Annotated in this window: 25 protein-coding genes; 8 read left to right on the top strand and 17 right to left on the bottom strand. The window is 67.8% G+C overall.

Features of this window, described 5'->3' with window-relative positions; genetic code table 11:
* Positions 1-128 precede the first annotated feature (128 nt).
* Positions 129-1,043, top strand: a complete 915-nt coding sequence (locus tag ACFY29_RS29900) for a GNAT family N-acetyltransferase (RefSeq protein ID WP_386991494.1) — start codon at positions 129-131, stop codon at positions 1,041-1,043.
* Between the two features lie 326 nt (positions 1,044-1,369).
* Here the strand turns inward: ACFY29_RS29900 and ACFY29_RS29895 are convergent, their stop codons facing one another.
* The 5 genes from ACFY29_RS29895 to ACFY29_RS29875 all read right to left on the bottom strand — a co-directional run bounded on the left by ACFY29_RS29895 (position 1,370) and on the right by ACFY29_RS29875 (position 7,053).
* Positions 1,370-2,311: a helix-turn-helix domain-containing protein gene (locus ACFY29_RS29895; protein WP_386991492.1), complete on the bottom strand. Its 942-nt coding sequence runs from the start codon at positions 2,309-2,311 to the stop codon at positions 1,370-1,372.
* Between the two features lie 160 nt (positions 2,312-2,471).
* A complete protein-coding gene (locus ACFY29_RS29890; protein WP_386991490.1) occupies positions 2,472-3,500 on the bottom strand; it encodes a tyrosine-type recombinase/integrase in 1,029 nt (342 codons plus the stop codon).
* 240 nt (positions 3,501-3,740) lie between these two features.
* Positions 3,741-4,892 (bottom strand): PIN domain-containing protein, encoded by a 1,152-nt coding sequence (locus ACFY29_RS29885; protein ID WP_386991488.1) that lies wholly within the window; start codon positions 4,890-4,892, stop codon positions 3,741-3,743.
* Positions 4,893-5,297: 405 nt separating this feature from the next.
* Positions 5,298-6,089, bottom strand: coding sequence for a hypothetical protein (locus tag ACFY29_RS29880; protein ID WP_386991486.1), 792 nt, complete (start codon positions 6,087-6,089; stop codon positions 5,298-5,300).
* Positions 6,090-6,531: 442 nt separating this feature from the next.
* On the bottom strand, positions 6,532-7,053 hold the full coding sequence (locus ACFY29_RS29875; protein ID WP_386991484.1) for a hypothetical protein: 522 nt from the start codon (positions 7,051-7,053) through the stop codon (positions 6,532-6,534).
* A 566-nt stretch (positions 7,054-7,619) separates the two neighbouring features.
* On the opposite strand from ACFY29_RS29875, the gene ACFY29_RS29870 reads away from it, so the two are divergent.
* Entirely contained in the window at positions 7,620-7,961 is a 342-nt protein-coding gene (locus ACFY29_RS29870) for a hypothetical protein (RefSeq protein WP_386991483.1), read from the top strand.
* A gap of 77 nt (positions 7,962-8,038) precedes the next feature.
* On the opposite strand, the gene ACFY29_RS29865 is transcribed toward ACFY29_RS29870, so the two are convergent.
* The 5 genes from ACFY29_RS29865 to ACFY29_RS29845 all read right to left on the bottom strand — a co-directional run bounded on the left by ACFY29_RS29865 (position 8,039) and on the right by ACFY29_RS29845 (position 12,542).
* A complete protein-coding gene (locus ACFY29_RS29865; protein ID WP_386991481.1) occupies positions 8,039-9,364 on the bottom strand; it encodes a DUF4041 domain-containing protein in 1,326 nt (441 codons plus the stop codon).
* 470 nt (positions 9,365-9,834) lie between these two features.
* On the bottom strand, positions 9,835-10,161 hold the full coding sequence (locus tag ACFY29_RS29860; RefSeq protein WP_386991479.1) for a hypothetical protein: 327 nt from the start codon (positions 10,159-10,161) through the stop codon (positions 9,835-9,837).
* The gene (locus ACFY29_RS29855) at positions 10,148-10,936 is read right to left on the bottom strand and encodes a hypothetical protein (protein ID WP_386991477.1); all 789 of its coding nucleotides are present in this window, start codon (positions 10,934-10,936) and stop codon (positions 10,148-10,150) included. Before ACFY29_RS29855 ends, ACFY29_RS29860 begins: the two co-directional genes overlap by 14 nt.
* Positions 10,937-11,051: 115 nt before the next feature.
* Complete coding sequence (locus ACFY29_RS29850) at positions 11,052-11,300, bottom strand: hypothetical protein (protein WP_386991579.1); 249 nt, start codon at positions 11,298-11,300, stop codon at positions 11,052-11,054.
* A 258-nt stretch (positions 11,301-11,558) separates the two neighbouring features.
* Positions 11,559-12,542 (bottom strand): TniB family NTP-binding protein, encoded by a 984-nt coding sequence (locus ACFY29_RS29845; RefSeq protein ID WP_386991475.1) that lies wholly within the window; start codon positions 12,540-12,542, stop codon positions 11,559-11,561.
* A gap of 610 nt (positions 12,543-13,152) precedes the next feature.
* Here ACFY29_RS29845 and lexA point away from each other — a divergent pair.
* Entirely contained in the window at positions 13,153-13,803 is a 651-nt protein-coding gene (lexA, locus tag ACFY29_RS29840; RefSeq protein ID WP_386991473.1) for a transcriptional repressor LexA, read from the top strand.
* An 82-nt stretch (positions 13,804-13,885) separates the two neighbouring features.
* Here the strand turns inward: lexA and ACFY29_RS29835 are convergent, their stop codons facing one another.
* Positions 13,886-14,821: a hypothetical protein gene (locus ACFY29_RS29835; protein ID WP_386991471.1), complete on the bottom strand. Its 936-nt coding sequence runs from the start codon at positions 14,819-14,821 to the stop codon at positions 13,886-13,888.
* Between the two features lie 175 nt (positions 14,822-14,996).
* Here ACFY29_RS29835 and ACFY29_RS29830 point away from each other — a divergent pair, with 175 nt between their 5' ends.
* Positions 14,997-15,332, top strand: coding sequence for a hypothetical protein (locus ACFY29_RS29830; RefSeq protein WP_386991470.1), 336 nt, complete (start codon positions 14,997-14,999; stop codon positions 15,330-15,332).
* Between the two features lie 390 nt (positions 15,333-15,722).
* Here the strand turns inward: ACFY29_RS29830 and ACFY29_RS29825 are convergent, their stop codons facing one another.
* Positions 15,723-15,866 (bottom strand): hypothetical protein, encoded by a 144-nt coding sequence (locus tag ACFY29_RS29825; RefSeq protein ID WP_386991468.1) that lies wholly within the window; start codon positions 15,864-15,866, stop codon positions 15,723-15,725.
* Positions 15,867-16,415: 549 nt separating this feature from the next.
* On the opposite strand from ACFY29_RS29825, the gene ACFY29_RS29820 reads away from it, so the two are divergent.
* Positions 16,416-17,267 (top strand): hypothetical protein, encoded by an 852-nt coding sequence (locus ACFY29_RS29820; RefSeq protein WP_386991466.1) that lies wholly within the window; start codon positions 16,416-16,418, stop codon positions 17,265-17,267.
* Between the two features lie 169 nt (positions 17,268-17,436).
* Entirely contained in the window at positions 17,437-18,168 is a 732-nt protein-coding gene (locus ACFY29_RS29815; protein WP_386991464.1) for a hypothetical protein, read from the top strand.
* 162 nt (positions 18,169-18,330) lie between these two features.
* Here ACFY29_RS29815 and ACFY29_RS29810 read toward each other — a convergent pair whose 3' ends face one another.
* The 3 genes from ACFY29_RS29810 to ACFY29_RS29800 all read right to left on the bottom strand — a co-directional run bounded on the left by ACFY29_RS29810 (position 18,331) and on the right by ACFY29_RS29800 (position 20,100).
* On the bottom strand, positions 18,331-18,525 hold the full coding sequence (locus tag ACFY29_RS29810; protein WP_386991462.1) for a hypothetical protein: 195 nt from the start codon (positions 18,523-18,525) through the stop codon (positions 18,331-18,333).
* Positions 18,526-18,574: 49 nt separating this feature from the next.
* Positions 18,575-19,339: a hypothetical protein gene (locus ACFY29_RS29805; protein WP_386991461.1), complete on the bottom strand. Its 765-nt coding sequence runs from the start codon at positions 19,337-19,339 to the stop codon at positions 18,575-18,577.
* Between the two features lie 260 nt (positions 19,340-19,599).
* Positions 19,600-20,100 (bottom strand): hypothetical protein, encoded by a 501-nt coding sequence (locus ACFY29_RS29800; protein ID WP_386991459.1) that lies wholly within the window; start codon positions 20,098-20,100, stop codon positions 19,600-19,602.
* Positions 20,101-20,199: 99 nt separating this feature from the next.
* On the opposite strand from ACFY29_RS29800, the gene ACFY29_RS29795 reads away from it, so the two are divergent.
* A complete protein-coding gene (locus ACFY29_RS29795; protein WP_386991457.1) occupies positions 20,200-20,511 on the top strand; it encodes a hypothetical protein in 312 nt (103 codons plus the stop codon).
* A gap of 222 nt (positions 20,512-20,733) precedes the next feature.
* Here ACFY29_RS29795 and ACFY29_RS29790 read toward each other — a convergent pair whose 3' ends face one another.
* Complete coding sequence (locus ACFY29_RS29790; protein WP_386991455.1) at positions 20,734-22,611, bottom strand: hypothetical protein; 1,878 nt, start codon at positions 22,609-22,611, stop codon at positions 20,734-20,736.
* Here ACFY29_RS29790 and ACFY29_RS29785 point away from each other — a divergent pair.
* Positions 22,610-23,380 carry a DUF6283 family protein gene (locus ACFY29_RS29785; protein ID WP_386991454.1) on the top strand — a complete coding sequence of 257 codons (771 nt, stop codon included), beginning with the start codon at positions 22,610-22,612 and terminating at the stop codon, positions 23,378-23,380. The two genes, ACFY29_RS29790 and ACFY29_RS29785, sit on opposite strands and share 2 nt — an antisense overlap.
* Here the strand turns inward: ACFY29_RS29785 and ACFY29_RS29780 are convergent.
* On the bottom strand, positions 23,332-23,631 hold the full coding sequence (locus ACFY29_RS29780; RefSeq protein ID WP_386991452.1) for a hypothetical protein: 300 nt from the start codon (positions 23,629-23,631) through the stop codon (positions 23,332-23,334). The two genes, ACFY29_RS29785 and ACFY29_RS29780, sit on opposite strands and share 49 nt — an antisense overlap.
* Positions 23,632-23,722 lie beyond the last annotated feature (91 nt).

The following is a 23,722-nucleotide window of genomic DNA, read 5'->3' as shown; positions in this document are numbered from 1 at the left end:
GGCTCCAGCCGTCGTCTCGGTCGTCGCTGTCGCCCCGGGCCGCCCCGGGGGCATGAGCGGGTCGCCCAGACGTAGTCCGCAGCGGAAACCGCTTGACCGTACGGCCGTCACCAGGGCTCACTGGGCCCATGAGCAGCGGCGATCTCGGCCAGCGGCTGGCCTGCGTCCAGCGATCGTGGACCCCTCAACAGCGCCTGCACATCGGCAATGTCGCCTGGGCCGGCGCGCACGGTGACGGCAGCCCGGTCCCGGACGCCACCCTTGGCTGGGGTGATCCGCTGGTGGGGTTCGCCGACGTGTGGCATTCGGCAGTATCAGGCGAGCCGGCACAGGCCTCCCTGCACATGGGACCCGCCGCGACCGCCGCGCAGCGGGCCGCCGCGGTAGGTGAGCTGCTTGACCTGGCACCCCACGTCAGCGTCGAGGTGTCCCGGGCGGACGTGGGCCTCATGCGAGCCTTGGCCGAGCGTGGCTTTCGTAGCGCCGACGGGCCCTGGTTCGTGCAGCTGTGGCGTGACCTGACGGAGCTTGCCGACCTGGAGGCGCGCACCGACGTCAACGGGTACACCATCCGTGCTGTCCGCGACGACGAGCTAGCCGAGCGGGTCGACGTGCACCGCCGGTGCTGGGCGCCGGCGAGGATCAAGGAGATGCTGGGCATGCCGGTGACCGGTACCGAGCCCGGCTCGAGCTACTCGCTCGACAAGCGTCGCGCCGTGACGGCCTCGCCGGTCTACCGCGCCGAGTTGGATGTGGTGGCGGTCGCCGCGGACGGTTCGTTCGCGGCCTTCGGGTTGGCCTGGCTGGACCTCGAAGCTGGATGTGTGCTCGTCGAACCGGTCGGGACCGACCCAGACCACGGCAAGCGCGGCCTGGCGGGTGCGCTCTGCACGAAGATCTTCCAGGTGGCCCGTGACCTCGGGGCTACCCAGGCGATCGTCGGCCCTCGTGGCGACGACGGCTACCCGGTCCCGCGTCGGCTCTACACCGGGCTCGGGATGCACGAGGTGACGCAGTTCGTTCCCATGTCCACATCGCCATGAGGTCGCTGTTCGCCCCGACCGAGGGGACGCCCAGATCGCTTTACTTTACATAATGTGCATTATCGAATCACTCGTGCTGGGCTGGCGGGAGCCGCGTCGCCCGCCGGACGTCACCCTGTGGCACCGGTGTCGTTTCTCATCTGACCTGGGCCATTCTCAATAACTTGGGCCATCTCCTCATCCTTCTCACTTAACTTGGGCCACCGCTGGCAGCCTGCCCTCTGCTACGCCGCGCCGACAGTGCGCGGCCGTAGCGCGCCCCGGCTGGTCGAGTAGCCGCCGCTGCGCGGCTTGCGTCGCGCGGCGCTCCGGGTTCGTGACAAGAACTAGCCGCGGATGCGCTCCATCGCTTCTTTGATCCGTTCAGTCTGTTCTTGCTCGGAAAGCCTGGCGTAGGCGAGGGAAGACTGGCACTGATCCCCCAGATCGTCTCGGTCGAACCAACGCAAGGGATGGCGGGGGTCGGAGGTGTCGTACACGCCCTGCCCGTGTGCTTCCATGACCAGAAGATCGTGTCGCCGGTAGTCGTGAGCCTCGTCAGGTGGAAGAAGCGCGCCAAGCATCCGATCACGCCAGTCCCATACAAGCTCGCGCCCGTCCTCTTCATCCCAGTAGCGCGGTGGCAGGTGCTCACGGTCGTTGAGACCCGGGAACGTGTCGAGCACGTCGCCGACGCTGGGCGGATCGGTATTCAAGATGACGATGGCCAGGGCGTACTCGTCAGCGAGGCAAACGGGGCGGGGAACCCGGCCTTCGCCCAGTTCACCGCCAACCCGCATGATCCGTTCACCCATCCGCACCAGCCAGTGGTTATTCACCTGGGTGAGCGCCAGCTCGGGCAGGTCACGCAGGAGCTCCACCTCCCTGATGGAGGCTTCTCCTTTGAGGAAGGCGGCGAAGCCACACCCGAGGGCGTGCTCGACCTCGAACCGCCCACTCTTCATCGGCGCGAAATCGGAGAATGCGACGGTGCTGTGGAGGGCCATCGCGTCGGCTGCGGTAAGTGGATCGCCAGTGAACGAAGAGTTGAAGAACCGTACGAGGTCATCTGCCGCCGCATCGGCTTTGGCTACCTCTTCAGATCCCATCAGCTGATGGAACTCGGCCACGCCGAGGCGAAGAGCTCGGGCGAAGCCTTTAACGTTGTCAGCTTTGAACCCGTCCAGCTCGCTAGCGGTCTCAAGACGGCGCCAGGTAGCGACGGAAACCTCGGCTCGCTTCGCGGCTTCCTGTTGGGTGAGCCCGAGTTCGACGCGGCGCTCACGCACGGGATTGGATCGCTTCGGGGGCACTGGACCTCCTGTGAGCACTCGCCGAGTAGTCAATGAACTTAGCGCTCACTGAGCGCTTGCGTCTAGCGCTTGTAGAGCGTCGCCATGGCGGCTCATCGAGCGAGGTACTCGGGGCTCCGCCCGCTGCGACTCGCGATCACAGACCGACGTCGGTCAGGGCGTTGTCCTCCCACTGGTCAGCATCCTCGATGTAGCCGGCCAGGGTGGCCGAGCCGTCCTTCCACCCGCCGTGCCGGGCGATCCGCAGCGGGTTCTTGCCCCGCCGGTGGGTTTCCGTGGCGAACCCGCGGCGCAGGGAGTGACCGGAGAATGCGGAGGCGGCGTCTAGGCCGGCGCGCAGCGCGGTGCGCCGGACGATGATCGCGACGGCCTGGCCGGTGATCCGGCCGTTCGCCTCGCCTCGGCCGTGCGGCGCCCGGCCGAGGTTGCCGTGCCGGTCGATACGACGAAACACCGGTCCGGACGTCTGCCCGTGGGCGGCCAGGGCGTCCAGCCACGCCTGCATCGTGCGGACCGGGCAGGTGGCCGGTCGGGAGGTGTAGGGCAGGGCGGTGCTGCGGCCCACGGACTCCTTGTCGGTCTTGGAGCGTCGGATGGCGACCTGCAAACCGTCGTCGGTGAAGGTGAGGTCGGCGATGTTCAAAGCCACGAGTTCGCTGCGACGGGCGCCCAACGCGAAACCGACCACAATGAGCGCCCGGTCGCGCACCCCGGCCAGGGTGGCGACGTCGAGAGTGTCGACCATCGCCCGCAGCGTCGTGATCGTCACCGCCTTGGCCTTGCGCACTCCTCGACCGCCCTCGGCGAGTTCGGCGCGGTGCCGGCGCAGCACCGCGCGGGCCGGTCCGGCGCTGGGCGGCTGGCGGTCGGCGCTGACGTGGGCGACCGCGATGGCCGCCATGGCGCGCTCGATGGTGGAGGCGGCCTTGCCTTGGTCGGCGAGGTGTGAGACGTACTCGGCCAGGGTCGCCGCGGTGGCCGGCAGGTGCGACCGCTGGTTCTCGGTGCACCAGAGCGTGAACCGCCGCCAGTCGCCGCCGTACGCTCGCCGCGTCGACGCCGGCACCGACTCACGGATGCGCCGCCGCGCCGCCTCGGACAGCTGCTCGTTCGGATCGATGAAGGTGGTTGGCTCAGCGCTCCCCCGGGCCTCGATCTCATTCATGGGAAGGAACGTTATCGTGAATGAGTGACGCACTCCGGCGCGACACGCCCGTCAGTTGGTCGGCTTGTCGAACGACGCCAGAACGCGCACCGCTAGCCAGATCTCGTCGAGGCCCACCGTTGTAGCGCAGCCGCGCGCCGACCCGCTGCGGGGTCGGCACCTCGAACACCGCGACGGCCGGCCGGTCGCCGGCGAGAGGCGACGATCCGTCCACCTCTCCCCTACTGGCCGCCTCCATGATCACTCGTCTTCGGGCACCAGAATCGGCTCCGCCGGCGGCGCGGCGAGCAGTTGCCCGACTCGCTGCCGGGTAAGTCCGGTCCGGTCAGCGATTTGGCTGTGGTTCAGCCCGGCGGCCACCATCTCGTCCATCGCCTCCCGCCGGATCCGGGACAGGTAGCCAATCGACTGATGCCGGACGTTGATCAGCTCACCGGCCCGCACGGCCCGCTCAGCAGAGTCACGGATGCCCTCCACCTCGGCGTCTCGCGCGCCACCCTTCGACTCGCGCTCACGTCGCCGCCGCGGCTGCTGCTTCCCGTCTTCCTCCTTCTCGGGCTGCTCGAGCCTGTGCACCCGCAGACCGACGCGGCGGCCGCGCATGGCCATCCCGGTGTCGTAGGTGACGAGCCGGGCGGGCCGACCGGCGAGTGCCTGCACAGCGATGGCGCGATCGACGATCTCGTCGTCGTTGTCGGGGAGCCGGACGTGGCCCGGCGGGTCGAGGAACACCTCGATGGTCACGGTTCCGCGCGCCTTCTCCTCGACCGAGAAGTCCTTCGCCCGGATCACCCCACCCTGCTCACGGGTGATGCGGTCGAGGTAGGCGACGGAGTAGCCGGCGCGGTATCCCCGAACGGCGCCCTGCCGCTTGCCCTTGTCGAGCTCGTCGACCACGACCAAGGGCACGATGATGCGGACGTCCTCGAATCCGAGGTACAGGTCGCTGGCGAGGTCCCAGGCCTCGATCTTCTCGGGGTGCTCCATGTAGACGTTGGTGTCGAGCACGAGGAGCTCCCCGGGGCGCTCGAACCGCTTCACCTGCTCGGCGAGGTCGTCGAGCGCGGCCTGGAGGACGCTCACCCGTTCGTCCATCTGCGTCGAGACCAGCCCGTTGATCAGCCGATCCCCCGCCCTCTGGTCGCCGAAGGAGCCGGCCGCCGAGAGCACCACCTCGTAGCTCTTGGGCGGCACCAGGTAGTCCAGCTCAGCCGGCCGGACCTGGTTGCGGAGTCGCCGCTGTGCCTCGTGGCACCAGTCGAGGTAGGCGAGGGCGCGCGAGAGCGCGTCGGGCGGGCCGCCGCTGCGGAGGTTCGCGACCGTTTCGTGAACGTTGGTCAGGGCGGAGCGGAGAACTTCGCGGCTGCTGCCGGGTAGCGGCGTGATGAGCACGGGCAGATCCTTCCCCCCGACGGCCGGGATGCGCCACCCTGAAACGCTGCGGCTCGCGAGGTCCATTCGTTGTGGTGGATCTTCGTCCGTGCCGGATCCGCTCTCCCCCACGATGAACTGAGGGGGCGAAGATGAGGAGTGCTCACGGCCGGCGCGGGCGATGAGCCCGGCCTGGCGCCGTACGGGGGCGCCGGCCGGTCGCGCCGATGCTCGCCGCGCCGATCGACGAGGTCCCGAAGGGCCCGGACCTGGTGCACGAGCCGAAGTGGGATGGTTCTCCAGAGATTTCGAGGTGTCTCAGGGGCGAGACGTCGCCGCGCAGTCAACCTGACCAAGCCCGGCCACGGGGCGGTGTCCGCTTCTGCCGATGTGAGTGCATTACTTCATGCATGATCAATGCAGGCCTTAAAGGCCATGAGATCGCGCTGCCTCGATGTGGGCGTTGAAAGACTTCACAACATCGTCTCGCTTACTGCGTAGTTCTCGGATCCATGCATCGCGCATCGAAAATGGAAAGTATTGGCTAGTAGGCGGAACTCCTACCAACTTTTCACTGTCAGGCTTCATGTCCAGATAGTTGCCGGCCGCTTCGAGGAAGCTTCCGATCGCGACCATTAGAGAGTGAAGGGTTTCTTGAACGCTTTCGTCGACGTATTTGAGGGTAGGATCCGAGCGCCAGTCCCGGTTGAATGCCTCCAGCGGATCGAGGCTATCTATGCGAGAACTCTCGGGCATCCATTCGGGCAGGGTGGTGGTAACGAATGCAGGACGAAGCTCCGTTATTAATCGGTCATGAGTTTTGATATCGCGCGCGTCTGGCCCAGCGAGTTGCTCATGGAGCCCTCTGACTTGGGCTTGGAGGCTGGCCACCTCCGTTGCCTGAGTCTCCTTCAGGCGCACCTCGTTGGACCTAGCCTCTTCCTGGAGCCGGTCAACCTCAGATGAGAGTTGGGACAACAACTGCCCTGACTCATTGGCCAACCTTCGTATGTAAGTTCCGGCAACAGCTAGCGCTAAGGCGAGGGCCGCGCAAAACCAGAACAGAAGATATCCATGGCCATTGGCCCAGTCTTGAAAAGAAGGAGAGAAGAGAAACTGCACCGCAGCAACGGCGTCAGCGATATACCCCATGGCTGCCGCCAGCGTGACTAATAATACGCCGATCGCTCCGATCAGCCCCCACGTCAGCCTCTTCATCCCCAGTCTTTCCTCTACTCGCTGGAGGTGATGTCTCCAGTGTTTCCACAGCCTAAGTCATCTTACGATAGGCCAAGAATGGGAGGAGCGATCGGCGTGCTTCTACCGCCAACCGCGAGCAGGTGCCCCCATCGGCAAGGCGGTGGCTCGCTGATAGGCGCCACTACCAGGCCCGCAAGAACCTCGACCGGCATCCAACTTCATCCTTGCCGCTTACATGTCCTCCGGCACGTCATCAATCACCACGCGGAACTGCCGAGTTCAGAGCGTCTCGTTACTTCATGAGGGGCTGTATTTGGGCGGTGGGCGCGCCCGGTCACGATCGCCTTGATACATCCCCGACAGCGTTCTAGGCGAGCCGCCAATCGAACGGCGCGTCGCGGCTTGGGGCCGATTATTGCGCCGATGGGTTCGCCTTGTCGCGTAACATGGGCCCCTGTGATTATTGCGGAGCCTCACCGTGCTCGAAACGAGCAGAACGGGCTTTGGCCAGCGCGACAGCCAGATCCGGGGTAGTCCACCCCTCAGCGTTCCAGAACCCTTTCTTGAGTTGCCAGCACTCCAGTGGGATTCCCTTGTATGCCGTCGGGCTGACCGTGAAACCCTTTAGCGTCTGTTGCGCACCCTGCTGATCCTCAAGCACGCCTCCAACCGGTCTCGCTTCCTGGACCGGCACATACTGGGCCATGGCAATGAAGCACGGAATCGTTGCGGTGCCGGGCATGCCCGGAGCATGTGACGGAGATCGGGGAATATCTCCCGCGAGCATCCGGTAGCGCCACCCGTCGACACACGCTTCACTGGCCAACTCCAGGGCGAGGTTCACTTCACGCTGCGTCGGAGACGATCCCTTGATCTCCAAGTAGACCTTTGCCTGGGGCAGTCGGAAGTCCGGCAGGTAGCGGCCAGACGGCAACTCCCATCCCTCGTGCTCGTACTCCCATGGCACATCCATCAGGTCCATGAAGTAGGCCCACCGGGGCTTCCAGACGGCTGCGGAATCGGCAGCCCGCGTAGTGGGTCTGGATCGCCTTCATCAAGTCGTACTCCTATGCAACGTCGCCGATCCGGCCAGTCTCCCGGTCGTCACGGTTCGCCGAACTAGTACGAACGTACAATCAGTCCGATACCGGCCGATCAGACCAACATCAGCTCCAGGCCAACCGTCACGGTCGGTAGTCCACCCGACCCGCTGCCCCGCATCCGGGCTCCCTCATCTGCCGCTGGGTTGAACGATCTCCAAGATGAGCGGTAGCCACCGCTCGAGCCCTGATTGGCCGGCCATCCGCTCATGGACCGAGTCTGGCCGGACATCGATCCTGCGCAAAGTCTCTAAGTAGCCGCGATCCGCGCGCTACCGGTGTGACACCGCGCCCGTACACAGACACCCATCGCTTCCACTCCGCCTGGCGGTGCAGTTAAGGTGGAAGTTCCGGACCAGGCTCGTGGCCGAGGCGATCGTCGGCGGGGTGACTGGCAGCATCCGCAGCCCCGTCACCGCGCTGCTCGGGCGCTTCGATCGGAGGGGGCGTGCGGTACACCGTCCGCACCCACCCGCTGACCGGCGCCCAGCGGGAGCAGCTCGCCGGGATGCTGTCTCCTCTGAATCCTCTGCAGCACCGCCGCGCAACCGTGGTGCACCCGTGGCCGGAGCCGCTGCCGGCGTCCTGGTCGGGGCAGCTGGAGCGGCCGGAGCCGCTGCGGTACGTGCAGATGGAACCGACGGTGGTGGCAGAGATCGACGCCGACGTCGCGTTCGAGCACGGGCGGTGGCGGCACCGGGTGCGGTACGCGCGGGCCCGGCCGGACATGTCGGTCTACGACGTGCCGCTGCTGCTCGGCGAGGAGGAGGGTTACTTCGGGGAGCCGTAAACACGCGCCTGCCCGCCAACGCACGGGCGGCGGGCAGGCGCGGGCGGCGGCTAGTGGAGCCGGGCGAAGCTGGCCGGTCAGGCGTTGGGGCCGTCGCCGGCCGCCGCGCTAGTGGTGCCGCTCACCGGCTCCACCCGCGCGCTGGTGAGGCTCTGCCGGTACTCCAGGGCCTCAGGCACCTCGTCGTACTGCAGGAGGTTGCCGGTCAGCGCGAGCAAATGCGTCTTGGCCTCCTGAGGGGCGACGTGAAAGAACTCGCGGCGTTGGTTGACGAGGTTGACGCGACGGTCCGCCAGGCGGGTGTGCATCTGGGTCTCGATGCCGACGGCGTCCTCGGAGAAGAACAGGGCATGCACGTCGAAGTTGAACGGGACCGAGGCGTCGCTGAGCTCTCGCACCCGGTCGAGCGGGTCGAGTCGCCGGGTCATGCCGATCTTCACCATATGCTCGCCGAACGCCCCGATGTTGGAGATCACGTAGACGTACCCGGCGCGGACGTTCGCGGCCCGATAGTCCACGGCGTCGACCGCCGCCTCGACCTCGGCGAGGCGTTCCTGCATCTGGGCGGCGCCCTCGGCGTCACCCTTGGCCTGAAGGGCGGCGAGCGCGTTGGCGTAGTGCTGCTTCTCCTTCTCCAGGCGGGCGCGCTCGCGCTCGATCTCCTGCTGGACCTTCCGCTCCTCGCGCAGGCGCGCCTTCTCCTCCCGCTCCCGCTCTTTCTCCTCGGCAACCTTCGCCAGGTAGTCCGCGGTGAGCTCGAGCTCCTTCCTGCGCAGGCGGTGGTAATCGTTGGAGATCCGGATGTCCATCGACTTGCCCAGCCGCGCGATCGTTTCCGCCACCTTGTTCAGGCGCTCGATGGCCGAGTCCACCTTGTAGGGCTTGAGGCCGCGAACCAGGTTGTCGGCCTCGGCGTTGTAGGAGCGCAGGATGAGCTTCGAGTAGTCCCGGACCATGGCCCGTCCTTTGGCCTCGGAACCGGAGATGGTTACGCGGGTGTCCGCCTGGACGGCGCCGCCATCCTTCGTGGCCATAGCCTTGATCCGGTCCTGGACGGTCGCGAGCTTGCCCTGGTAGGCGACGGCGTCGGTCAGCGGGTGCCGGTACTCGTACACCCCGGCTTCCTGCAGCAGCACGGTCTCCTCGGTGACGACCACCTGCTGGCTCAGCGCGCCCACTCGCTGTTCGAGCTCGGCTGTCTGCTGCGTCAGCCGGTCGCGGTACTGCTCCAGCTCGAACGCCGCCATCTGTCCAAGGCGCCGCATCTCGGACTGCAGACGGCCGTGCTCGCCTCGCAGCTGGGTGAGCTCACCCTGGCGCTGGTTCAGCTGGCCCTGCAGCTTGGTGGCCTCGGCATGCCACGCGGTCAGCTTCTTCTGCAGCTCACCGTTCTCGGCGGCCAACTCTCGCGCCTTCCCGCGGGCCCCGAACAGGGGGATCTCCTCGTCGACCCAGAGCTGCCACCCAGGAGGCGGAGGGCCCCATGCCGCGTCCGGCGTCCAGCCGGCCGGGGGCGTCCACCCGGCCGGGGGCGGGGGCCAGTTCGGCGGTGGGTTGTATCGCGTCGTTATGGGAGGTCGTGTCCTTTCCGGCTGCCGCACACCAGTCAGCCACCGCGCCGGCCCGTTGGGGGGCCCGGACAGAAGCGAACTGATCAAGCGTGGAGGTCTTCGATGAACTGGTCAATCGGCCGCAGGTGCTTGGGTGTCAGGCCGACGTGCCGCGGCGGGCCGACCGTTAGCACCGTCCCCAGCGAGCGCAGTGGCCCGTCGCGGCCCGCCACTCCACCCGCCAGCGCAAGGCGGGTGTCCCCGCTGCTCGGAACGCTGGGGCGGCGAGGAAGAGGGCTACTTCGGCGAGCCGTAGGGCGTGGTCAGGGCTTGTGGTCGTCGCAGCCCCAGCCGCCCGGGTAGAGGCGCGCCTTCTTCGTACAGCCGTTCGCCCGGCCGCACACCCCCGGGCGGACGACCACGATCGGCGGCGGGGTGAGCAGCTGCGGCGCCGGCGGGTTGGCCAAGGTGGCGAAGACCTGCTCGCCGGTGTCCCGGACCGTGCTCGTCGAGCGGACGTCGGACTCCTCGAGGTAGCCGCACATCCGGTCGAAGGCCCGCCGGTGCGCCCGCGTCTCCGCGTCGACGACCTGGCCGTCGGCCGGCGGCTCGTCGTCGTACGTGACCTCTTCTGCGTCAGCGGCCGGCACCCAGAACCAGCGCGCGACCCGCTTGCCTTTGAGGTCGGCGTAAGGCACCAGCTCGCCGGCGGCGCCGCGGGCGATGAGGTCGTCGAAGGGGACCTGGCGGACGTCCCAGCCGGAGCAGCGGCGGCCGGCCTTTCTTGTCGGGGCACACGGTGCCGAGGCGGTGGTACTGCTCGCGGACTAGGGCGCGGACACCACCTCGGACGGGCAGCGGATCGGTGGTGTACTGGTGCCAGGGCATCTGGTCGATGCGCGCCCACGGGGCCTGGTCGATGAGCTGGGCCTTGCGGTCCGTCGTGGTCCAGAGAGGGGTGATCCCGTCGGCCACGGCGACCCGGGTGCGCTTGCGGACGGACGCGGCGGTCGCGTACGACAGCTGCGCCTCGCAGCCGAGGGTGACCGTACCGCGGACCAGGACGTCGGTGCGGCGCTGGCGGTGCCGGGGGCTGTCCTCGACGACGGCCTCGAATCCGGCGGTGGTGGCGGCGGTGGCGATCCGCTCCTTGAGGGCCTTGTGCGCGTCGCTTTCCGGGGCGCCGTGTTCGCGGAGGCCGGTGGTGTGGTGGACGGCCTCACGGCGCCCGTTCCGCACCCGCAGGAACATCCACTCAGGGCAGTCGGGTTCGGCTGCCCGGCATTCGATGCACTGGAGGACGCCGTCGCGGTAGGGCTGCCGGTAGATCCGGCCCCAGAGGTCGGTGTGAGCGGGGTGGCCGAGGTCGTCTCTGGTGAGGTCAAGCTCGATGCCGAGGGGGACGTAGAAGACGCCGTTGGCCATGCCCTAACTCTATGGCCAGTTCTGACCACCTCCCACCCTGCGCGCCTTGCGTACCCTGCCCGCCAGCTGGTGGCGCTGGCGGGCAGGACGCGGCTCACTGGAGCCGGGTGTTGGCCTATCCGGCGGCCTGCCGCACCTCGTCTTCCGTGCCGAACAGGGTCACGGCCGGGATGAGGGCCTGGAGGATGCCGCACAGCCGCATAGCGGCCCCCGCCACCTCCCGGGCGATGTCGGCGCGTAGTTGTCCGCCACGACGTGCAGCTTCACCCTGGGGTGCGGTCCGGTCGAGGGCCTGGACCTGGGACTTCTCGTCGACCGAGAGCACCACCGCACCGGCTGGCGGGTCCAAGTACAGGCCGACCACGTCGCGGATCTTGGTTTCCAGCTGACCGAGATGCCCTCCCGGCGTAACTGGTCGGCCAGTAACCGGGCCGACCAGTGCGTCACGCCCAGATCCGCTGGTGGCCGCCCGTCGTCGGACACGGTCCGCACAACGATGGCGACCTCGTCGACCACCGCCGGAGCTGAGGCGAGACTTCGACCCTTCGATTTCAGGCCGCTCGTCATCGAGTTGAAGCCAGACGGGGAGCCCTGAGTGGCCGCCAGGCCGGCTTGCCGCCACCTAGTTGAGTGGGATGGCCTCTAGAAGCTGGCGTGTGATCGCTTCGCTGCCGTCGTCGATCGCGGCCAATGCCCCCGTTTGGATCAGGTGGGACAGGTTGCCGACCATCCCGTGCGTGCGTTCGTGTAGGTACCGGTCCAGGCGGGTAAGGGTGCCGCCCTCGTGGCGGTGTAGCCGCAGTCCGGCCTCCAGGCTGGCCACCAGGCCCTCCCACTCAGACCCGTAGGGAATCGGCTCCGATTTGACGATCGTAAACCGGCGAGCGGTTTGCGGCGAGTGCCCCCCGGTGAACAGCCCGGATTGTTCGAGATCGGTCCCTGCGTAGACGAACGTCGCCGGCAGCAACTCGGTCAGGTATTTGAGCTGATCGAAGGGGTACTCGTCAGCGGCGGTGGGCACGTACAAGTTGTTGATCTCGTCAACCAACACCACGTCACATCGGGCTTCTATGAGCGCCTGGCTGACAGCGTCGACGACGTTGGTGAGGCTGACCCGCGGGTTGATCGGTGACAGGCCGAGAAACCGGGCGGCCGCCACAACAAGGCCGCAGGGCGAGCATTGCGGCGGGGTGGCCACGTAAACCACGGGGATGCGATCCTGGCTGGGATAGCGCTGGCGGATCCACAACTCGTGAGCGCGTCCAAGCTGCATGAGAGCGGTGCTCTTGCCCGTGAACGAAGGTCCCGACACGACCAGGCCACGGCGGGCGATAGAGCCATGATGGTTAATCAGGGTCAGCCGCTGCTGTTCGACCTCCTGAAGAGTGGGGGTCGCCAAGACCACCCTTCTGCAGTGGTAGTTGAACCGCGCCTTGTTGTAGGCCGGGCGTGCAGCCTCGGACAGCGCGGCCCACTCGGCCTCGGGGAGCAACTCGAAGCGGGGCGGGACTTCCTCCACAAAACGGCGCCAGCCGCGCAAGGTTGTGATCGGGTCGGGCCGCTCATTCGGCAGACCGTCGCCGTGCGCCTCCGCGCTTACTGCCATTGCGTGGCCTCCTCGTTTGCATCGAAGACGGCGAGGGGAAGGCCCCGCCAGCAGCATTTCGTCTAGTTCCGGCTTGGCCGGTGTCTCCACGAATCGGTGCCGTCGGTAGTCGCGGTTGGGCGGGCAGGGGCGGATGTCGCGGTGCAGATAGGTGCCACCACCCGACTCGCGGCCGCTGGTGGCTCCGCCACCGCACCGCTCTCTCATATTGATCGACGATGATAGTAGCGGTCGCATGGCCAAAGGCAGAGGACATTCAGCGGGCCACGCCGGGGTCCGAGTTGGATTCAACCGAACATCGATCGGCCGTACCGAAGACCGGAAGGAGATTCAGCCAGCTGCCGGTGGCGGTCGCTTCAAGATCTCCCGAACGAAGCCAGATCGGATGTGCAGCGGCGATTGTTCGTGGAGACGAACCTGCCACAGTCGGGCACGTGTTCGTGGCTGACGGCGATCGGCGACAACGTCGACTACACCCACGTCTGCCTCAGGACGCACTTCTGGATACGGCTTCGCCGCCTCCCGGCGGGGAGCCCGAGGGGTTCGGGTACCCGAACCCGCACCGAGCGCGTTAGTACGCGCGTTCTAAGATCCGTTGTATTGTCCGTGGATGACAACCTCCGATGGGGCCGAGGCCGAGCCACCCCACATCAGTGCCAAGCAGCAGCGCATCCTGACTGTGATACGGGATTGGATTCAGCAGCACGGCTACCCACCCACGGTGCGCGAGATCGGCGCAGCAGTCGGGCTTGGCTCCCCCTCGTCCGTGGCGCACCACTTGAACATGCTGGAACGGCGTGGCCTCCTGCGTCGTGAGGCAAACGCGTCCAGGGCGGTCGACATCCGCAAGGCGCAGGTTGGTGCGGCATCGAACGGAGCAGAGGAGCCAGGTGTCAAAGTTCCGGTGCTTGGCACTATCGCTGCCGGTGCCCCGATCCTCGCCGAGGAACACGTGGAGGACGAGCTGGCGTTGCCTCGCGCCCTTGTAGGGCACGGCACGTTGTTCGCTCTGATAGTTAAAGGCGATTCCATGATCGAGGCGGCAATCTGCGACGGAGACGTCGTCGTCGTGCGCCAGCAGGCGGTCGCCGAGAACGGCGACATCGTCGCCGCGATGATCGAGGGCGAGGCGACGGTCAAGGCCTACCGGACCCGCGACGGTCGCGTCGAGCTGGTCCCGCGAAATCCGCTCTACGAGGTGATCCCCGCCGAACACGCGGTCATCCTGGGCAAGGTCGTCTGTGTGCTTCGGCGCGTCTAGCGTCCAACCGACGTCTGCTTACGGACGTCGGCGCCGTCCTCGGTCTGCTGCGATGCCAGCTAATTGGTGCGGCTGTCTTGGGCTAGGTCGCCCAATGGCACGCCGAGGGCATGCGCGATGCCGTGCAGCACGCCGGTTGTGCAGTTGATGCGGCCCTGCTGGACCTCAACCAGCATCCGCGCGAGATCCCGCGGCGCTCGGCGAGGCCGTCGAGGGTGAGATTGGTCGCGTGTCTGGCCTTCGCGACCGCCCGGCCAAGCGCCGCAAGGTTCCACAAAAATTCAGGCAAGTCGCTGCGGGACGCGCCCAGTGACGGGCGAGGGTGCCGCCTGGGGCCAATGCCACCCTTCGCCGCGAAGATCATCGAGGGCTGGGGTAGCTTCCACTGAAGGTCGGGTTCTGTAGGCAGTTCGCCATCCCAGTGCACGTCGTGGCGGACTTCCAGCACCCGGAGATGCATCATGGCATCGTCGATCCACCGGCTGTGGGCACGGAAGCCCTGGCCCGGGCCCAGCGCCCGGACCTCGACGAACACGTCACTGCCGGCGCGTACTGCCCGCAAGTCCCCGGGCCCGCCCTGCGGTTTTACCGGCTCAAGCGTTAGCCGCGCACCGGCTTGGCTAGCGAGGACCGCCAGCCGGGCCAAGGCGATGTGATGGCGGAACTCGTCGGCCGCCGGGTTGACGCGCAGGTTCTTCCGTACCTGGCCGATGCCCTGGACCCGGGCGTCGACCAGGACCTGCAGACGAGCCCACAAGCCGATCGCGGCGACGAACGCCGGCGCGCCCAGCAGCGAGGCGAAGTAGGGCGCCACCGTCGGTCCGGTCGTGCCTGGTCCGGGATGGGTGGCGCGGTGCAGCCAGCCAGGTCCGAAGAACGCGTCCAAGTCCGTGATCGCTCGGCTCGCAACTTGGTGGCCGAGCGGCGTCAGGTACTCCGCCTCGCCGGGATCGCCGATGGCGAACGCCCAGTCCAATTGTTGGCGGCCGGACTCGACGTCACGCCATGCATCGTTCACGTTCCTAGCTTCCCCTGCCTCGCCAACACTTTCCCGACACCGCACCCTCAGCGACTGCGGGCCGAGCCCGCGCTTCTCCACCAGGCGCTCCGGGCTCACGAGGCTGTCACGCCTCTTCACTCGGGCGTGGGCGCAGGCGACCCCTATCGGCATCGGGCAGGCCATGGTCGCCGGCGTGATCGGAAACCTGGCGTACGACGCGCTCAAGGCGGCGTTCGGCAAACTGCGCCGCCGCGAGGCATCTCCCGATCTCATGAAACCTGATCCCGACGTCGTGCTCCTCGGCCGTACCGCATTGGACACGCGGTACGGGGAGCTCGACGTCGATGAGGTGCGCGTTGCTGACGTCGACGTCGTTTGCTTCCGTGCGTCCGACGGCGTGGAGGTCCTGTTCCGCGCCAAGCCTCGTGGGTCAAGACATCGGTCCAGCTGTCGGTTGACGAGCAGAGGGCGGACGTCAAAGCGGAGGTTCGCCCGCCGGAAAAGCTGGTCAGCCAGCGCGGCGAGGTGAAGGACGACGGGCCGGCCGTCGGGGTCCTCCGTGTGGACGACGGGTGCGAGCGGCTACCGCCGACGTAGCCCAGGCCCTCTGCACAATCCGCACCGCGTGCCGGATCTCGTCGAGCGACGGCCCGCCGTTGTAGCGCAGATGCCCACCGACCCTCCACGCGGGTAGCCCGCCCTGGAACGATGAAGCTCGGCGGACCGTCGGAGTTGGGCTTGGGGCTCGCCCTCTCCCCCACCGGCGCGACCGGTCGTGATGCTGCGGTGCCCAGCTACTTCCTGGTCGTCGGCCTTGAAGTGCTGAAGCGTGTGCACGTCGTCCAGGGCGGTGTTACGGCCCCCGCAAGGCCATGCCGGTGTCGTAGGTGAGGAGGCGGACGCGGCGGCCAGCCAAGGTCTAGACGGTCGCCGTGCGGTCGACGATCTCATCATCGGTGATCGGTAGCCGGGTGTGCCCCGGCGGGTCGAGGACGACGTCCAGGGTGGTCCGGCCACGCGGGATGCCGCCGCTGTCGACCCGTGAGTAGTCCCGGTCGCGCAACAGACCTGAGATATCTCGTGAAGCTGTCAGTGCTTGATTCTCAGGGCCACATGTCAGTTGTTTCTCACCGAGTGCCAGTCTCGCGGGTCGGGTCTATCGACGACCTCAGCGGGCCTGACCTCCCACGGGCTCGGGGCAACTGGCGGATGTTGTTCGAGCGCGACTGAAGTGCGTGCGGGACGAAGGAACTCCTGTTAGCCTCAGAGCCGCAGGAGGCCCAATGGGTTCCCGCGCCCGCCTTGGGGCCCGCTTATGCGGGCCCTTCGTGCACTTGGCGCCCTATTTCCAACATCACAGCTCGGGCAGAACGGCGTGGCCTACGGTCATAGCCCCAGGCGAGCCGGGCGGCCGACCCGGCGCGCAGGCCGCGGGATCACCCCCGTCACCACAGCGCCGCACTGCGCGCAGCGGCCACCGTGACGTTCCGTTACGGCGAGCCGGCACCGACCGTATGGCGCATCCGCTTCTAGCCGAGATGAGTGCGCCGGCCCGCGCCCATGCCAGCTTTTCGGGTGGCGTGGCGAAGGCGAGCACGACCATAATCCGACCGTGACAAGTCCGGTGGTCGACTGGTCGCCTGCGGACCATCCCGAGGCGATTGCGGTCTCGGAGATCCAGTGGTGGCAGCGTGCAGCAGAGCTTGCCCTCTTGCGCATGCGGGATTCCGACGACCACCGGATCTCCTGGTTCAGCTCGCGTCAGATTGACGCGCGCCAGCTCATCTTGGCTCTGCGGCAACTTCTCGGCGCTGTCGCACTCGTGGACGGCCGACTGCAGGAGCTCGGTCTCGATCAGGCTCAGCACGCTCTCACGCAAGCGAAGAACGAATACGAGCAAGCCTTGCCGGGACTGACCGAGGTGCGAAATGCTCTGATGCATTTCGAGGCTTGGGCGCTCGGGGCTGGCCACGGCCCGCAGAAGCGGCGCATCGCCGCGGGCGCTCCGGCGCGTCAGGTTGCGAGTGAGTTCTGGGGGTTCGCATACGAGCCCGACACCGAGACAATCTCCCTCGGCCCGTACACCATCTCCGTAAATGCTGTCACCGGCGCCGTCGCTCGACTCGTGGATGCCGTGGATGTGGCTGCCCGGACAGTTGACCGCCGCAACGCGGTCGATTTGGGCGCCGACGTCAAGAAGGCTCTGACCGCTGGAGGGATCTCGACGGATGAGGGACCATCGTTTCCAAGGCTGATTGTAGGCAGTGACAACAGGCTTCGGCTGTCGCTGAACTCAGACGGAAACGCCGACGAAGTCGATCGTCATGCACTGGCGAACCGTGTCGTCAGAACTCTCCGCGCGGCAAACTTCAAGGTCATCTGGCCCGAGATGCCCAACGATTATGATGTGGCCGGCCCGTTGGCTCGTGGGGTGGCCCTCTTTTGCGAGAGAGGTTCCAACTGAGCCGGCCGACGGGCAATTCGTCGTGTCTGCGAGCCGCAACTGAGTGACCCGGCCGCTTCCGATTCTTCCGGCCGCAAAGCGAGCCCGCTGGTTCCATCTTTCAGTTTCGCCTTTCGGGCTTTCCTACGCGGCTGGTGGAAATGTCACACCCATCGCCTATCGTGGCCGGATGACTAAGCAGGAGATCGTGGTCGCATTCGCCCCGCACGGCCGGCACCCGGTTGGGAGCATCTGGCGTTTCACCGCCCAGAAGACCGACTTCTATCTGAAGGCCGTTGGGCGGCGGAACTCGCTGTTCCACCTGTCCGCCCACGGTCCGAACGAGCAGCATCCCAGCGGCCACCGCTTTCACCTCAAGGTGGACCAAGCAGCCATGACCAGGCGCGAGCGGTCGGGCGACTTCGTTATACACAGCGTGCCGGACGCGGGGCATCCGGTGACCGGTGAAGAACTGGCCCCCGGAGTGTTCCGTGTTGCGCGAATCCGTTGGCAGCGGGAGCTGCAGGACGGGCCATTCCGAGAGTACGCAGCCTACCGCGGGACGCTGCCGGAAATCACCGACACCCGGGCCGGTCGGGTATTGCAGAGACCGCTCGAGGTCGGCGATGCGGCCGACCTCGACGTGGTGATCTCCTACGATAAGGAGCATTGGCTGGAGGGCGAGAAGTCGTTCGAGGACAACGCCCGGCTGGGCCCGCTCCGCAACGACGCCGGTATGTACCTGACCGTAGTGTCGTACCACCGGACCGAAGGCGAGCGTCCGACCCCGCAAGAGCTGACCGTTCCGTCGCCCAGCCTCGGAGAAACCCCCATCCCCATGCTTTGCGTCGGTCCAGACGACGCCGGCACCATGTACTGGTTCGTGGAACAAATGACATCCCGCGAGTTCCTCGAAAGTTGAGGCGTTATGGCAAACCGATCAACACGTCAAGATCTAGCGTACTGATCTGCCGCAGATTTGGTCGCTTCGGCTCGTCGGTGAAGGTCCTTCTTTCCCGCGTCCTCATCCCCCGGCATTACCGGTTCTAAGCGGGGAGACGTTCCCTCTGGTTCAGGAAGGCGCTCACTGCTTCTGGACGCGATGCAGGTAGCGGTAGGCGGAAGGGTTTCCAACGCTGCCGCTGTGGTCGTAGCGGGTCTGATTTGTCGCTACATTCACGGCGATGTTGCCCAGTACGGTCAGCACCGACGCCGAAAGCGCCGTCTCAGGCAGGCCAGCTGCGACCCCGACGGCGGTCGTGGCCACCGTGACGTCCACCGACTGCTTGACCAGCGTCAGCTTGTGTGCCCGCGCCGCTCTGTGGAGATCACCGACGGCCTCCTCGATCTCGTACTTGACCCGCAGGAAGGCGTCCTCCGGGTGGACATTCCCGCAAGCTGTGCAGCAGATCCTGGACCGTCACCATCAAGCGCACCCGCTCCTCGGCGTATTTCTCTCGGAACGCGACGAGATCGCCAATTCTGATGTCGCCCTCGGGCACCGGCAAGACCGCGCCGATGTCGACTTTCCAGCCGGCGGCGTTCTCCTGGCCGGGGATCGGATCGGTGCCCAGCCGGTGAGCGGATGGCACGTCGGTGTGTGGGTGCAGCCCGAGAGGTCCCTGACCGCCGAAGCGGGCGTTGCGGTTAGCGGCGATTTGGTCGGCAATGATGCTCACGACGAGGTGCATCAATGCGGGCGAGCCCACCAGACGGTTCGGCGAGTCTGGATGCCGGTACACCAGTTCACGGCGGAGCAAATTCCGCACGACGCTACGGTGCAGCTTGTCGACATGCAAGGTCCGGGCGTGCCCGTCGGGCGCATTGTGCGGCGGGATCAAGTCGTCCAGCGGGATCTGCGCGAGCGCGAAGTCGAGCTCCGGCTCGATGACGGCGAGCGGAACCGGCTCGTAGGCGTCATACGGCTCGATCGGGCGATACAGGTCGGTGGCAAGGAGCTCCCGCATTGCCGGACTCATCCGCAGTCGCCATCCGGGCGCGACCACGGTGCTCAGATTGTCCCAATACAGAACCGCCTGGTTGATGACCTGGCTGGGCGCGTCCGCGAACGGGTAGTAGAGCATGCCGGGCACGGATGCCTCCCTAGCAGTCGGCGTATCCGATCGGATGCGCTCACATCCGGGGTGTTCCTGTACTGGTGCGCGGAGCGATGTATCGAACCGCTCCGCGTGCGGCGGATGGACGTGAGCCGTTCGTGCGCTGGCCGCAGGAGATGCGCCGGTTCAAACCGTTGACGGCGGGTCTGAATCGACCCAGATCCTGGTGCCAGAACTCGCGACCATCCCAGAGCCACCGGAATCTGACCACGTCAGCGCCCAGCCCCGCAATGACGTCAACGACCGGCGTCCGTCTGCACCACCAGGTCGTCCGCGAACAAGTCCGCGTTGACCATGACCTGGCGGCGCTGAGCATTCAGGATCCGTACCCGCAACTCCTCAGATACCTCCACAACGAACAGCTCGACGCCGAACTCCGCAGCCGCCCGGGCGAGCCAGCCCGAGATCGAGTCGCGTGCCTCATGACTCGCGAACGCGATGATCGTCCGGGTCCTCTCCCAGCCGGGCTCCCGCTTGAGCAGAGCCAGCTTGAGCACATCCTGCGCGATCTTCTTCGGCTGCGCACCCTTCAACCTGCCCTGCCGGGCATACGCCTCGACGACCACACCCATGTCCGATGTCGCCGCATCCACCTCGACGAACACACCACCAGACAGAGCAATTCTCTCCGGCTTGGCCAGGACCACACCCAGAGACGCGGCAAGCCCCGCGAGGATCTCCTCTTCAGCCTGACGCTGCGTATGCGAGTCACTCTGATGCGAAGCACCCTCGGGCATGCTGCCGAGCATACGGCCACCAAGTAGCGCAACGGCACAAGCCAGCTTGTATCGGAACCGGTCGGGTGCACCTGCCCTCGGCGCTGTCCGGTGGGCAGCGTGGTCGTCGAGCGTGCCTTCGCCGACGCCCTCGGCATCCACGTCGACGACACGGTCAACATCGACGGCCATCCGCTGCTCGTGATCGGGACCGCGGTCACCGCCGCGAGAGCGACGTATCCGTACGCCGGGTGGCACTACCCGGGCAGCGTCTTGGTCGAGCGCGGCGGCCTGGTCTGGGTCGACCGCGGCGACATGGCCACGCTCGCGGGCGGCCAGCCGCTGTCGTACACCCTCAACCTTAAACTCGCCGACCCGGCGGCCAGCACCACCTACGCCGGACGCTCTTGTACTTGCTCACCCGAGCCTTGATTACGCGCATCCGTCCACCCTCGATCGATTTTCATGTTTGACGTCCGTGAAGGGTTAGGGGGCGACACCGACACCCCCGTCGTCTACTGCCTGCTCAGCGGGGCAGCCCGCCGATGAACGTCCATGATCAGCGGCGGCGGCGGGAAGAGTCGGCCCGGCGAGGGCCCGGCACCGGCCACCCCGCGCGGGCGACGGGCATTGGCCGCCCGGTGGTAAGGGCCGCTACCGCCGGTGCAAGGCCTGCTGGTCGTCACGCGCCCACTGCTGGACGTCGGCCCACGACAGACGCAGCGCGCCCTGGCTGGTGACGATCTGCTGCCAGAGCTGACTGTGTGGGCGGCCCCGGTTGTCGTCGGTTTGTGCGGAGAGCTGCTGGATCCAGCTCTCGTGGGTGGCGGCTGTCCAGTCGCCCAGCGCGCACCGCACGAGGGCTTGGTACAGCACGGCCGGGGAGTTGCCGTCGTACCCGAAGGTGTATCGCGGCTCGTCGCCGGGGTTGGGCACCGGCTGCGGCGCCAGCAGTGTCCCATCGGGGCCGGGGGTCACCGCGAACAGGCCGGTGCCGGAGTAGGTCTCGTCGGCGGCGATGACGGTCTGCGCCGTCCAACCGGCCGGCGGCATGCCGGTCGGCCACTCGACGAGCAGGTGGTCGGCGATGCCCGCAACACCGGCGGTGAGGTGCGCGACGAGGCGTCCCTCCGGGTCGCGGTAGAGACCGACCAGGCGCTCACGAGCGCCGTCGAGCATCTGGTGGTGAGCGATGGCGGCGTCGGTGGCGTCCTCGGTGAGAAGGCGGACCAGCCGGCGGGTGGGGCGTTCCGGGTCGCCGTGTGCGTCGGCCGGGGTCAGTCGGGTGAGGTGCCGGCGGTACTCGTCGTGGATCGGGCCGTGGGCGTCGGGCCAGCTGTAGGTGACGCAGAAGGTGTAGACCCGCTCGGGTTGGGTGGCGGCGAGCCGGCCGCGTAGCAGCAGGATCGCCTGACGCAGGGCGCCGCCGTATGGGTCGCCGGGCCGCCACGGCAGGTCGGCCTCGACCTGCGCGAGCCGGTCGAGTTCGTCGGCAGCGGCCTCGGGGTCGAGGTCGCGGCCGGCGGCGACGGCGGCGCGTTGCTCCGCCACGGCGGGCCAGGTAGGTGGCTGGGGTGCGGCGGCGAGGTACCAGCCGTCGCCGGTGGTGGGGTGGGTCAGTGCGGTGCTGACGTCGCGATGCACGGCGCGCGTCTCGCGGGCGAGCAGGGCGAAGGCCTGCGGATAGGTGGTGTGCACGGAGTGCTCCAGCGCGGCGGTGAGCCGGGCGACGGCGGTGGGCCACTCGGTGATGGTGTCGGGGATGGGCAGCGGGCGCGGCTGGTCGAGCAGCCGGACGGTACGCATGATCTCCGGGGTGGTGGTGCCGGCCCACCACAGCGGCACGGGCCGGCCCAGCACCCGGGCGACTTCGGAGGCGAACACGGAGCCGGCGTACTCCGGCGCGTCCGGGCGGCGCTGCCGGCCGATGACGGGTTGCCGCAAGGCGGCCACCGGCTCGCGCTGGGGCAGGAAGCGGCGCAGCATCGCGGGCAGCGCGGCCGGCGCGGGATCCGGCGCAGGGTCGGGCTGCTCCGGCATCCGCCACAGCTCCAGGTGCGGGTAGGGTCCGCCGGATCTGGGGTCGAGCAGGAAGGGCTGCACGACGACGGCGCCGGGGCGGCGGTCCGGGTCGAGGCGCGCGATGGCGGCTTCGGCGATGGTGTCGCGGCTGACGTCCTGCCCGACGTAGCCGACGGCGTAGATGACCGGCTGGCCAGCGCCGTCGAAGATGGCCACCGCGGCGGTGTGCCCGCGGGGCAGGTCGATGTCGCCGGACCAGATCACCTCGGCGGGCTCGGTCTCGTCGGGCCAGCCGAACGGCCACACCGCGTCGTCGGGCACCGTCCGGCCGGTGGCGCGCAGCCACCGGTCGATGGTGGCGGTGGTCCACACGTCGGCGCCGTCGGGGTCGACGCCATCGGGTGCCGGTAGCCGGCGCTCGCCGTGCAGTACCCGCAGCCGCTGGGCGCTCATCCGCGCCCGGCGGGCGAACTGCGCCAGGGTGTGCGAACGGGAACGTGTCACTGTCATGCCTCAACCCTCCTGTTGCGAAGAAGGTAACAGTCTAGTCGGGACACGCCAACCACGCCACGCTCGGCGGGCAACACGGCGGTGTCAATCACCTCCCTTCCACGCTCCGCCTCACCCTCTGGCGGCCGGTGGACGAGCTGCCAAAGTTAGGTCCAAGAACGGAGGATTCCCGGGCTTACTCACTGGAAGGTGTTACCCCTACCTGCGAACGGTGGGGTCACGTCGTTCCGGTGCCCCAAAACCGCGCCACGCCCACGAGAACGACGGTAGCCCCCGGCGTCGCCATAGGTGTCTAATGTGTTGCCCTGCCCCACAGGCCCAGCCGGTCCCCTGCGTCGAGGCAGACGGGGAGCCCGACGGCCTGTGCCCCGGCGATGGCCTTCGTGCTTCCGTACGGGGTTCAGCCTGCCCGTGCCGGACCTGCCCCTGGCGCCTCGACACCGGCGGCCGGGTGCCGTGCCGCAACCTGAGCGAGTACGCCGCCGGCACCGTCCCCGGCGAGCCGGGCTTCGGCGTCGACGAGCCGGACGACCCGCACGCGGCGCTCGGGCTGCTCTTCGCCTGCCACAGCACCGCCGAGGCCGACGTGGACACCCTCTGCGCCGGACACCTGGCCGTCGTCGGGCACGCCCACCCGCTGGTGCGACTCGGCGCCGCTCTGGGCCTCATCGACCCGGCCGTGCTCGACGCCGGCCGCGGCTGGCCGGGTCTGCACGCCAGCTACGAGGACATGCTCGCCGCCACCGACACCCGCCCGGAGACGCCGTGAATCCCACCGCCAGCACCGACCTCATGACCCCGGCCACCGTGGACAACCGGCGCCGGGTGCGCCTGCCGGCCGGACTCGCCGACGCGGCCGGCCTGCATCCCGGCGCCGTCGTCGTGCTGCCCGGCGCGGCCCCGGGTGAACTCGTCCTGGCCACCCCGGCCGCCGCGCTGGCCCGCCTGCGCCGTGACCTCGCCGAGGCCCTGCGGCTGGTCGGCCGCTACCCGACCCTGACCGCCGCGCTCACCGGCCACACCATCGGCCGGGCCGCCGTCCCGCCGGCCGCAGACGGCCCCGCCCCGGCCGCCATCCCGGCCGCCAGGCCCCTCCTGGTCGACACCGCGG

This window comes from Micromonospora sp. NPDC000668, from assembly GCF_042897975.1.
GTDB lineage: Bacteria > Actinomycetota > Actinomycetes > Mycobacteriales > Micromonosporaceae > Micromonospora.
Note: the sequence above shows the minus strand (reverse complement) of the source record. Positions and strands in the feature narration are given on the sequence as shown.

Excerpts from the sequence above, each read along its gene's own strand:
- ACFY29_RS29790 (WP_386991455.1), bottom strand. The coding sequence starts at position 22,611 with ATGACAGTGACACGTTCCCGTTCGCACACCCTGGCGCAGTTCGCCCGC.
- ACFY29_RS29845 (WP_386991475.1), bottom strand. The coding sequence starts at position 12,542 with ATGGCAGTAAGCGCGGAGGCGCACGGCGACGGTCTGCCGAATGAGCGG.
- ACFY29_RS29880 (WP_386991486.1), bottom strand. The coding sequence starts at position 6,089 with ATGAAGAGGCTGACGTGGGGGCTGATCGGAGCGATCGGCGTATTATTA.
- lexA (WP_386991473.1), top strand. The coding sequence starts at position 13,153 with ATGACAACCTCCGATGGGGCCGAGGCCGAGCCACCCCACATCAGTGCC.
- ACFY29_RS29875 (WP_386991484.1), bottom strand. The coding sequence starts at position 7,053 with ATGGACCTGATGGATGTGCCATGGGAGTACGAGCACGAGGGATGGGAG.
- ACFY29_RS29890 (WP_386991490.1), bottom strand. The coding sequence starts at position 3,500 with ATGAATGAGATCGAGGCCCGGGGGAGCGCTGAGCCAACCACCTTCATC.
- ACFY29_RS29815 (WP_386991464.1), top strand. The coding sequence starts at position 17,437 with ATGACTAAGCAGGAGATCGTGGTCGCATTCGCCCCGCACGGCCGGCAC.
- ACFY29_RS29800 (WP_386991459.1), bottom strand. The coding sequence starts at position 20,100 with ATGCCCGAGGGTGCTTCGCATCAGAGTGACTCGCATACGCAGCGTCAG.
- ACFY29_RS29785 (WP_386991454.1), top strand. The coding sequence starts at position 22,610 with ATGCCTCAACCCTCCTGTTGCGAAGAAGGTAACAGTCTAGTCGGGACA.
- ACFY29_RS29855 (WP_386991477.1), bottom strand. The coding sequence starts at position 10,936 with ATGGCCAACGGCGTCTTCTACGTCCCCCTCGGCATCGAGCTTGACCTC.
- ACFY29_RS29900 (WP_386991494.1), top strand. The coding sequence starts at position 129 with ATGAGCAGCGGCGATCTCGGCCAGCGGCTGGCCTGCGTCCAGCGATCG.